We start from the raw sequence: 10,426 nt of genomic DNA on the forward strand, positions 1-10,426 counted from the left end.
TGCCGTTCGGCTAGTAGTTCCCCTTACCGGGCCCACAGGGGACTTGCACCCCCAAGTCATCCGGCCAGCACCACCTGTACCAGAACAGCGCCCGTCAAGGCGCTACGCGCCATGCCTGGCGCACCAATAAAAAAGCGCCTACATGAGGCGCTTTTTCAGGATATTTGGTGGTAGGACCAGGCAGATTACTCGGCTTCGCCTCGCCCTTTGGGCCGTCGTCGCGGTGCTCCGACGTTCTCTCGCTGGCGCTCGAGTCGAACCGCCTTCGGCAGTTCAAATCGCAACTCTTTAACCCATTAAAAAACGCCCTTAAAGGGCGCTTTTTAATTGGTAGGACCAGGCAGATTCGAACTGCCGACCTCTACCATGTCAAGGTAGCGCTCTAACCAACTGAGCTATGGTCCTCCGTCAACGGGGGAGAATCATACTGATCCGCCCCCCGGGGGTCAACCGGTTTTTGGGGCGGATCGGCAAAAAATTTCGCCCCTCTTTATCACTCTCTTTATCACACCCCGTAAAACGACCGATACCAGTCTACGAAACGTGCAATGCCCTCTTCGACGGGGGTATCCGGCTTGTAGCCGACGTCGTCGATCAGGGCGTCGACATCGGCGTAAGTGGCCGGTACGTCGCCCGGCTGCAGGGGCAGCAGGTTCTTCTCGGCCTTGCGGCCGATCCGCTCCTCGATAATCTCGATGAACCGGCTCAGTTCGACCGGGTTGTTGCTGCCGATGTTGTAGATCCGGTACGGCGCATTGCTGGTGCCAGGGTCCGGGCTTTCCCCGCTCCAGTCGCTGCTGGGCTCGGCAACGTGATCCAGGGTGCGGACCACGCCCTCGACGATGTCGTCGATGTAGGTGAAGTCGCGCTTGTGGTGGCCGTGGTTGAAGACATCGATGGGCTCGCCCGCCAGGATCTTGCGGGTAAAGATGAACAGCGCCATGTCCGGTCGGCCCCAGGGGCCGTAAACGGTAAAGAAACGCAGCCCGGTGGTCGGGAGGCGATACAGGTGGCTGTAGGTATGCGCCATCAACTCGTTGGCTTTCTTGGAGGCCGCGTACAGGCTCAGCGGGTGGTCTACATTGTCATGGACCGAGAACGGCATGGTTTCGTTGGCGCCGTAGACCGAGCTGCTGGACGCGTACACCAGGTGCTTCACGTCGTTGTGGCGGCAACCCTCCAGGATATTCATGAAACCCACGAGGTTGGCATCGACATAGGCGTGCGGGTTTTCCAGGGAGTAGCGCACACCCGCCTGCGCGGCGAGGTGGACGACCCGCTCAGGCTGATAGTCCCGGAAGACGGCCTCCATGGCGGCCCGATCGGCGACATCCCTGCGGATTTCGGTGAAGCCTTCACGGCATGTCAGGCGCTCGAGACGCGCTTCTTTCAGGCTGACGTCGTAATAGTCGTTGACGTTGTCCACGCCGATGACTTCATCCCCACGGTCAAGGAGGCGATGAGCCAGGTGGGAACCGATAAAGCCTGCCGTGCCGGTGACCAGAATCTTCAAGGTAATCTCCCTGTCGGTAATCGGAATTCATGTATGGAAAGACGGTGCCCGGGCTGCCGCCCGATGCGTCGGGTGGCGAACACACTGCCCGATTCAAACTGCTGTAAAGCCTATTCTAACCATGCCCATAAAAAAAGAGCGCCAGATGGCGCTCTTGTAATGTCCCGGGATCTTTCCGGTCCAACGATCAGAAATCCAGACCTGCACTGATGAAAGGCCCGCCCAGATCGACATCCATGGCGTCGTTACCGTCCTCGTAGTCGATGCTCATCTTGCGGTAGCCGGCCTGGAGTCGCAGCACGGACAGGTCATATTGGGCGTAGGCGGAACCATCCAGCAGCGAATCACCGCCATAGCTGATGCCGTTACCCTCGACTCCCACGGAGAGGCCGGTCAACGGAAGATCGAAACGGGCGGCCGCATACAGCATGGGCAGCACAGCGTCGATTTCTGTACGTGTCCGGTTGCCGCCCGGCACCCGTTCCTCAACCTGCAGATCGCCATCAAGCTTGCGCACGGTCAGACCTGCGTCCAGGTTGACCCAGTTGTCGAGCAACTCGTAGTAAAGGGTCAGGTCGAGCTGATCGAGGTCCAGTTCCGAATGGACAGGCACATCGGGTGCCAGACCGCCATAGCCATCGACACCAAGCTGGCCGTTCCCGCTCTGTTTGATCGCGGTGTAATTCACCCGAACGTTGGGCAATACGGGAATCGGATGTTCGAAAATCGCCGTCAGGTTGACGTTGTCGTCGCGGTCCAGGTTCAGGTCGTCGTCGACATCAACCACGTCACTGTTCTGGCTGGCGGTACCGGTCAGGTCGGAATCCCAGTAACTCACCTGGGCACCCACACCCACCACGTCTGCCGCAGCCACCGAGCTAAAACAACCGAGGCCACCCAGTAGTGCAATGGCGGTTTTACGCATATGTCACCTTCCTGTTCTTGGTTTGTTGTCGGGGTGTTCAACCCGGCTGCCGATACCGGGGCCCCTTAGTCGAACTGGATACCCAGTCGACGGCCCACTTCCTCATAGGCTTCGATCACTTCGCCGAGCCCCTGGCGGAAGCGGTCCTTGTCCATCTTCTTGCGGGTTTCCTTGTCCCAGATGCGACAGCCGTCGGGACTGAATTCATCACCCAGGACGATCTGGCCGTTGAAGCGGCCGAATTCCAGCTTGTAATCCACCAGCAGCATGCCGGCGTCGTCAAACAGCTTCTTGAGGACCTCGTTGACCTTGTAGGTCAGGGCCTTCATCTGGGCGAGGTCATCAGCGCCCGCCCAGCCGAAGGTCTCGGCCAGGGATTCGTTGATCATGGGGTCGTGCAGTTCGTCGTTCTTCAGGAACAGTTCGAACGTCGGCGGCTGCAGGGCCTGCCCTTCCTCAACGCCGAGGCGCCGACACAGGCTGCCGGCGGCGTAGTTCCTGACAACACATTCAACCGGGAACATGTCCAGCTTCTTGACCAGGGATTCCACCGGAGACAGGACCTTCTCGAAATGCGTCGGGATTCCGGCCGCTTCCAGCTTCTCCATAATGAACGCGTTGAAACGGTTGTTGACCATACCCTTGCGGGCCAGCTGTTCTTTCTTCTCACCATCGAAAGCCGAGGTGTCATCGCGAAACAGCAGAACGAAGCGGTCGGGATCATCGGTCCGGTAGACCGACTTGGCTTTACCTGAATAGAGCGCTTCGCGCTTTTCCATTTTCTTTCTCCGGTGTACGTGGCGGCCTGTGCGGCCGCCGGATAGACTTGACTGATTAATAGAGATGTTCGAACAGTGTGGACAGCAGACGAGCCGACCGATCGTTACCGTGGTAATCCGGTGCGGTCCGGGTTCTCAGGCTCACGACATCACCCTCCTGCCGGATACTGACAAGATAGGTGTACTCCGGTTTGTCGGGATCTGCAAACCAGCTGAACCAGCCCGGCTCTCGCTCATCCTCGGTGCGGAAGTCCACGTAGAACTGGCCGGCACTGCGATCGATGTCAACAACCGGAATCTTCGCCTCTGACAGGGACCGCGTCACTTCCGACCAGGCGCGGTCGAAACTCAATGCCATCTCGATGTGAGGGTCGCTGCTCTGCCCGGCCACCATTTTCACCTTCGGCGCGCTGGGGATGTTCAACGCCGCGCGGGAATAGGACTTGGTGTCTTCACGCTGCTTCAGGAAATCGCCCAGGTCGGACAGGAGTTTGCGTTCTTCCTTGGCATCGGAGGTTTCCGACGGCCACTGCAGCATCCCGTCAGGCCGTCCGTCGACCTTGTTGATCCGGAACTGGATCTCGGTGGTCTTTCGGCGAACGCCCGGCGATATCCGCGACTGCACCACGGTGAGCTTGTCAGGACTTTCGTTGGTGATGTCCAGCAGGTTACGCGCCCTAGAGCTGAAATCCGCCACTTCGGTCTGCAACAGGCCAATCTGCGGGTTATCCCGGGCCACGCCGAGCCCTCGCTCGGTCAGGTAGGATGAGACCATGGGCCAGACGCGCCCGGGGACCTCGTTGACGAGCAGCCAGAGCTGGCCGTTCAGCTCTTCGATAACGTAGTTCTCGTCCAGTATTTCTGACGTCATGTCCGGTGGGTTGGGCAATTCGAATTCACCCGTTGCCACCTGATCGCCTGTCTGCGTATCCCGGATGGGATAGGCTGGCTGGATGTGTTCGCTGCTCTGCCAGTCCGGCACTTTTACCGGTTTCCCGGTCTGTGCCGAACGATACTCATTGGAACGGTCATGAATGATACTGCAGCCTGACAGCAGGCCCAGCATCAGGACGCCTGCCATCAGGCGGGCCGGTCGGGTTTCAGAATGCATCAAACGACTCCGGGACGAGCCTTTCCGGTCCGCCCCTATCTGTTTGGATTGACTCAAAGGACACCTGCGCTGACCAGCGCCTCCTCGACCTCCGAATGGAACTTTGGATCAAGGGGCGTCAGCGGCAAACGGATACCCTCGCTAATCAGCCCCATACGGTGCAGGGCCCACTTGACGGGAATCGGGTTGGCCTCGAGGAAGAGCTTGCGGTGGAGCGGCATCAGCTTTTCGTTGATGGCGGCGACCCGGTCCCGGTCTCCGGCAATAGCGGCTTCACAAAGGTCTGCCATACCCCGCGGCGCCACGTTGGCGGTCACGGAGATATTGCCCTTGCCGCCAGCCAGCATCAGGTCGGCTGCCGTCGCATCGTCACCGGAATAGACCACCATACGACCGTCGACCCGCTGGATGAGTTCCTCACCCCGGGGAATATTACCGGTCGCATCCTTGATACCGACGATATTGGGAATATCGGCCAGGCGCTCCACGGTCTCGTTCATCATGTCGCAGGATGTCCGGCCCGGCACATTATAGAGGATCTGATCGACGGGAACCGCTTCAGCGATGGTACGGAAATGGCGATAAAGTCCTTCCTGGGTCGGCTTGTTGTAGTAAGGCACGACCAGAAGGCAGGCATCGGCACCCAGCTTGTGGGCTTCTGCGGTCAGTTCGATCGCTTCCCGCGTGGAGTTACCACCGGTGCCTGCAATCACGGCAATGCGACCATTGACCCGTTTAATAATATGGCCGATGACACGACAATGCTCATCCGGATCAAGGGTGGACGCCTCACCGGTCGTGCCGACGGCAACGATCCCGTGGGTGCCATTGTCCAGGTGGAAATCGACCAGGCGATCCAGCTCCTCCCAATGAATTTCTCCATCGGGGTGCATGGGGGTGGCCAGGGCAACGAGGCTACCAGTGATCATAATGACTCCGTTCGCGTAAAACGGTAATGGTAATTGCGGCTGACAGCCGAAACAACCATTCTATATGACCGCCTGACAGACTTTTCATCGTATAGACCGCTGAAACATTCATTTCTCAGAAAGGAGATGCCATGAGTACCGTTGAACTGAACCAACCGGTCCCGGATTTTACCCTGCCGGCCACCGGTGACCAGGACGTCAGCCTGTCGGATTATCGCGGCAGGAAAAACGTCGTTATCTACTTCTACCCGAAGGACAGTACGCCCGGCTGCACCACCGAAGGCGGCGATTTCCGCGATCACCACGATGCCTTCGAGAAGGCGGATACGGTGATCTTTGGCGTCTCCCGCGACGGCATCAAGTCGCACGAGAACTTCAAGGCGAAGCAGTCCTTCCCGTTCGAGCTGCTGTCCGACAAGGAAGAAACCGTGTGCAAGCTGTTTGACGTGATCAAGCTGAAGAAAATGTACGGCAAGGAAAGCCTGGGTGTGGAACGCAGCACCTTCCTGATCGACAAGGAAGGCGTACTGCGCCAGGAATGGCGCAAGGTGAAGGTTGCGGGCCACGTCGAAGAGGTCCTTGAGGCCGCCCAGGGCCTGTAACGCCCCCGTGCTGACGGCAGGCCCGAGCTGCCGTCAGCGTCTTCGCCTACGCTGCCCTCTGATCCTCGGACGGCAACGAATGATGCACCGGCCAGGCGGCAAAGATCGCCTTCAGCATCGTCGCCAGCGGGATGGCGAAAAACACGCCCCACAGCCCCCAGATGCCGCCGAAGAACAGCACCGCGATGATAATCACGACCGGATGAAGGTTATTGACCTCGGAGAACAGGACCGGCACCAGTACGTTTCCATCCAGTGCCTGGATGATGCCGTAGATGACCATCAGCCAGATGAACTCACTGCTCCAGCCAAAGGCAAACAGGCCAATCATGGCCACCGGCACCGTCACGACCGCGGCCCCGATATAGGGGATCACCACCGACAGGCCCACCAGCAGGGACAGCAAGGCCGCGTACGGCAGGCCCAACAGCCTGAAGGCAACAAAGGTCGCGCCACCGACGATGACGATCTCCAGTGCCTTGCCGCGCACGTAGTTGGCACACTGCTGGTTCACCTCGGCCCAGATACGGCGCATCATCGGCCGCTGCTGCGGCAGGGTCGATGCCAGGGCATTTACCAGCAGGTCCCGGTCCTTGAGGAAGAAGAACACCAGGATCGGCAGCAGCACCAGATAGATCAGGATCGCCATGACGTCGGGGATGCTCGACAGGGAAAACGATACCAGCCACTGGGTGAAGTTGGCCGCTTCGCTGGTGGCCTGCTGGTACAGGTTGTTGATCTGCGCCATCGAGACAAGATGCGGGTACTCCTGGGGCAGCAGCTCCAGGTAGGCCTGCATTTCCCGGAACATGCGTGGTGTCTCGCCGGCCAGCGACGTCAATTGCGACCACAACAGCGGCATCATACCCAGCAGGAAGCCCACCAGCACGCCGAGGAACAGCAGGAAGACGAGTATCACGGCGACCAGGTTGGGCACGCCATGGCTGGTCATCTTGGTAACCAGCCCCTGGAGGATGAAAGCAATGATCACGGAGGCGATGACCGGAGCCAGGGTATCCCCGATCCAGATAACCGCCAAGGTTCCGAGAACCAGCAAAAGAAACAGGATGACCGCTTCATCATCCGAAAAATATTTGTGGGCAAGTGCCCGGATAATCCTGACCATTAACCGCTCCGTCTAGCGCGAATCGCCACAGCGTATCAGAAAACGGAAGACTCCCTCGGATTCTTCCGACTTTTCCAGTGCATGCCGGGTTAATTCAAGGAAAGACGGGATATCTTTGGCCGATCCCGGGTCTGTAGAGATAACCTCGAGACTCTCGCCGGGCTGCATGCTGTTGAGCTGAAGTTTGGTCTTGAGCAGCGGCATCGGGCAGTGAAGCCCGCTTGTGTCCAGAAAATGGTCTGCCATAGTGTCGAATACTTCCAAAGTCGCTTGAATCTGTCATGATCCACCGTGTAAACAGAAAGCTACACAGCCCATCTCATGTCAACAGGAGTATATCAGGCCCGTTATGAATCACGTGTTAGTCCCCCACTTTTGTCGCAAGGGACTCCTGGGGCTGACGGCCGGGCTGGCCATCTGCCTGGCCACAGCAACGCCCGTATTCGCCGAAGACAGCAACCTGCCCTCACTGGGCGGGGTGGGCGGCGGCCTGATTTCAGAGCAGCAGGAAGCCGCCATTGGCCAACAGGTTCTGCAGTCCATTCGCCGATCCACCCCGGAAATCGGGGACCCACTGGTGCTGGATTACCTGTCCACCCTCGTCCATCGACTGGTGCCCTATGCCCAGTTGCAGAACCGCGACCTGAAGATGGTGGTCATCGACAGTGACGAGATCAACGCCTTCGCCGTTCCCGGTGGCGTGATCGGCGTCAATGGGGGCCTTTTCCTGAACGCGAAGACCGAACAGGAGTTCGCGTCGGTCATGGCGCACGAACTCGGGCACCTGGTCCAGCGTCATTTTGCCCGTCGCATGGAGCGTCAGGAACAGAACGCACCGCTGGCGATGGCCGGCATGCTGGCCGGTATTATTCTCTCCGCCGTCACCAAGTCCGATGTGGGGATCGCTACGATCGCCGGTTCCCAGGCCGCTGCCGTGCAGAACATGCTCCAGTACAGCCGGGCCAACGAACGGGAGGCTGACCGGGTCGGCCTCGACATGCTGGAGGCCGCGGGCTTCGATCCCGAGGGCATGCCGGAAATGTTCGAAATCATGATGCGCCAGAGCCGCCTCCAGGGCGGCGAGGCCCTGGAATACCTGCAGACTCACCCCTTGACCGAAAACCGGATTGCCGATACCCGCAACCGGGCAAACCAGTACCCACAACGTGAATATGATGACTCCCTGGAGTACCACCTGGTTCGCGCACGCATCATGGTGCACTATGCCCAGACACCGGAAAAAGCGGTGGAAATGTTCCAGGAGTACGTCGGCCGCAAAGACGCCCTGCCCCCACCGTCGGCGCGCTATGGGCTTGCCGTGGCGAAGCTGGCAGCCGACGACGCGCCCGGTGCGGAAAAGATATTGAAAGACTTGCTGAAGGACTACCCCGGTCGTATCACCTTCCAGGTGACACTGGCCGAAACGCTGACCCGGGAGAAAAAGACGGACGAAGCCATTGCACTGATGGACGAAGCCCTGCGCCGCAATCCGGGCAACTACCCGATTCGCTATCAACTGGGAGACTCGCTCTATGCGGGTAACCATGCCCAGAGAGCGGCTGAGGTCTACGGTAAACTGGCCAACGACTACCCCGAGAAAGCCTATATCTGGCTGAAACTGTCGGACGCCGAGGGCCAGGCCCGCAATATCGTCGGTGTCCACCGGGCACGGGCTGAATACTATCTGCTGATGGGCGATCAGGAGGCGGCAATACGCCAGCTCCGCGAGGCGCAGAACAAGGCGCCGCCGGGTACACCAACCCATGAGATCGTCACCCAGCGACTGTCACAGATAACACGGGCGATGCACGAGGACCAGCAGTGAGGCCCAGTCAACGTCGCAGGGAGGAGAACCGGATAGCCTGACCGGCTATCCGGCAGCGTTATCGTTATACCGGATCAGGCGTTACCGGCCGTCTTGAGATTCATTGACGCCGTGAAATCCAGCATCCGCCGCAGTGGCCGTAATGCATCTTCGCGCAGGGCCTCGTCCACCCGGATCTCCTGATCCCCCGTGCGCAGCACGTGCAGCAGGTTTTCCAGGCCGTTCATGGCCATCCACGGGCAGTGGGCACAGCTGCGGCAGGTCGCGCCGTTGCCCGCCGTCGGCGCCTCGATCAACGTCTTGTTGGGCGCCAACTGCTGCATCTTGTAGAAGATACCGTTATCCGTCGCGACCACGAAGCGTTCGTTGGGGAGTGTCTGGACCGCGTGGATCAGCTGCGAGGTGGATCCGACCACATCCGCCATGTCCACGACGGCTTCAGGCGACTCCGGGTGGACCAGGATGGCGGCATCGGGATACAGCGCTTTCAGGTCGTCCACACCTCGCGCCTTGAACTCCTCATGGACGATACAGGAGCCATCCCAGAGCAGCATGTCGGCCCCCGTGGTGCGCTCGATATAACGCCCCAGGTGTTTATCCGGCGCCCACAGGATCTTTTCTCCCTGGGCATCCAGGTGCTCGACGATACTTTGCGCACAACTGGAGGTTACAACCCAGTCCGCGCGCGCCTTGACCGCGGCAGAAGTATTGGCATAGACCACCACCGTCCGGTCCGGATGGGCATCACAGAAGGCACTGAACTCGTCTGCGGGGCAACCGACGTCCAGCGAACAGGTCGCTTCGAGCGTCGGCATCAGGACGGTCTTTTCCGGATTCAGGATCTTGGCGGTTTCCCCCATGAACTTCACACCGGCCACAACGACGGTCGATGCCGGGTGCTGGTTGCCAAAGCGGGCCATCTCCAGCGAATCCGCCACGCAACCGCCGGTCTCTTCGGCCAGGCGCTGGATGTCGGCATCGGTGTAGTAGTGAGCCACCAGGACGGCATTCCGCGCCTTCAGCTCGGCCTTGATCTCATCCTCTAGGCGGCGCTTTTCATCCGCGCTCAGCGAACGGGGCTCCGCCTCGTGGGCGAGATGTTCCTGTACCAGGATTCTGTCTTTGGCATTTACCATGAATTCTCTTCTCTCACCTGTCGCCCGACATGGCCCTTGGACCGGTTTCCGGCAATTCCGATCCGTATTGCCGTTAGCCTGCTATGGATATTGTCTCGTTAATGGGGGCGAATCGGGATTATAGCAACCCTTGAAAACGACACATTATCGTCACGAAGCCATGATAAGGCAGTCGCCGGAGCGTTCCCATACCCGCGCTTGCGCCCGGCGATCCGAACAGGCCCCAACCGCATGATCAGGCAAGGATTACCGACAATCGGGATCGAGTAGGAGGGGGAGTCACCTCCCCCGTCCTCTCACACCACCGGGCATACGGTTCCGTACCACGGCGGTTCATGGTTGGCTCTGAAGCCGGTTCATCGTATCCAGCAAGCTTACCAGAGACAGGCGGTCGAACACCTTCTTGGGCAGGGCCGCGTTCATATGCGACGCGCCACTATTCCACCAAGGTCCACGACCATTCATCGCGCTTGTCCAAGC

General features: G+C 59.5%; 10 protein-coding genes, 1 tRNA gene and 1 other RNA gene. 2 read left to right on the plus strand and 10 right to left on the minus strand.

Annotation, left to right across the window (positions count from 1 at the left end):
* Window positions 1–165 precede the first annotated feature (165 nt).
* The 7 genes from EZI54_RS22410 to dapA form a co-directional block, all read right to left on the minus strand.
* Window positions 166–301: non-coding RNA, RtT sRNA (locus tag EZI54_RS22410), on the minus strand.
* A gap of 27 nt (window positions 302–328) precedes the next feature.
* A tRNA-Val gene (locus EZI54_RS22415) sits at window positions 329–405 on the minus strand.
* Between the two features lie 100 nt (window positions 406–505).
* Entirely contained in the window at window positions 506–1,513 is a 1,008-nt protein-coding gene (locus tag EZI54_RS22420) for an NAD-dependent epimerase (protein ID WP_131484106.1), read from the minus strand.
* Window positions 1,514–1,700: 187 nt separating this feature from the next.
* A complete protein-coding gene (locus EZI54_RS22425; protein WP_131484107.1) occupies window positions 1,701–2,438 on the minus strand; it encodes a TIGR04219 family outer membrane beta-barrel protein in 738 nt (245 codons plus the stop codon).
* A 65-nt stretch (window positions 2,439–2,503) separates the two neighbouring features.
* Window positions 2,504–3,217, minus strand: a complete 714-nt coding sequence (gene purC / locus EZI54_RS22430; protein WP_131484108.1) for a phosphoribosylaminoimidazolesuccinocarboxamide synthase — start codon at window positions 3,215–3,217, stop codon at window positions 2,504–2,506.
* 55 nt (window positions 3,218–3,272) lie between these two features.
* On the minus strand, window positions 3,273–4,328 hold the full coding sequence (gene bamC, locus EZI54_RS22435; protein ID WP_131484109.1) for an outer membrane protein assembly factor BamC: 1,056 nt from the start codon (window positions 4,326–4,328) through the stop codon (window positions 3,273–3,275).
* Window positions 4,329–4,381: 53 nt separating this feature from the next.
* Window positions 4,382–5,257: a 4-hydroxy-tetrahydrodipicolinate synthase gene (dapA, locus tag EZI54_RS22440; RefSeq protein ID WP_131484110.1), complete on the minus strand. Its 876-nt coding sequence runs from the start codon at window positions 5,255–5,257 to the stop codon at window positions 4,382–4,384.
* Window positions 5,258–5,388: 131 nt separating this feature from the next.
* Between dapA and EZI54_RS22445 the strand changes: the two genes are divergently transcribed.
* Window positions 5,389–5,859 (plus strand): peroxiredoxin, encoded by a 471-nt coding sequence (locus EZI54_RS22445; protein WP_131484111.1) that lies wholly within the window; start codon window positions 5,389–5,391, stop codon window positions 5,857–5,859.
* 46 nt (window positions 5,860–5,905) lie between these two features.
* Here EZI54_RS22445 and EZI54_RS22450 read toward each other — a convergent pair whose 3' ends face one another.
* Complete coding sequence (locus EZI54_RS22450; RefSeq protein WP_131484112.1) at window positions 5,906–6,985, minus strand: AI-2E family transporter; 1,080 nt, start codon at window positions 6,983–6,985, stop codon at window positions 5,906–5,908.
* Window positions 6,986–6,997: 12 nt separating this feature from the next.
* Complete coding sequence (locus tag EZI54_RS22455) at window positions 6,998–7,231, minus strand: sulfurtransferase TusA family protein (protein ID WP_131484113.1); 234 nt, start codon at window positions 7,229–7,231, stop codon at window positions 6,998–7,000.
* A gap of 103 nt (window positions 7,232–7,334) precedes the next feature.
* Between EZI54_RS22455 and EZI54_RS22460 the strand changes: the two genes are divergently transcribed.
* On the plus strand, window positions 7,335–8,810 hold the full coding sequence (locus tag EZI54_RS22460; protein ID WP_131484114.1) for a beta-barrel assembly-enhancing protease: 1,476 nt from the start codon (window positions 7,335–7,337) through the stop codon (window positions 8,808–8,810).
* Window positions 8,811–8,884: 74 nt separating this feature from the next.
* Here the strand turns inward: EZI54_RS22460 and nadA are convergent, their stop codons facing one another.
* Window positions 8,885–9,946, minus strand: coding sequence for a quinolinate synthase NadA (gene nadA / locus EZI54_RS22465; RefSeq protein ID WP_131484115.1), 1,062 nt, complete (start codon window positions 9,944–9,946; stop codon window positions 8,885–8,887).
* Window positions 9,947–10,426: the final 480 nt, after the last annotated feature.

The organism is Marinobacter halodurans, assembly GCF_004327985.1.
In the GTDB taxonomy this organism is placed as follows: Bacteria; Pseudomonadota; Gammaproteobacteria; order Pseudomonadales; family Oleiphilaceae; genus Marinobacter_A; species Marinobacter_A halodurans.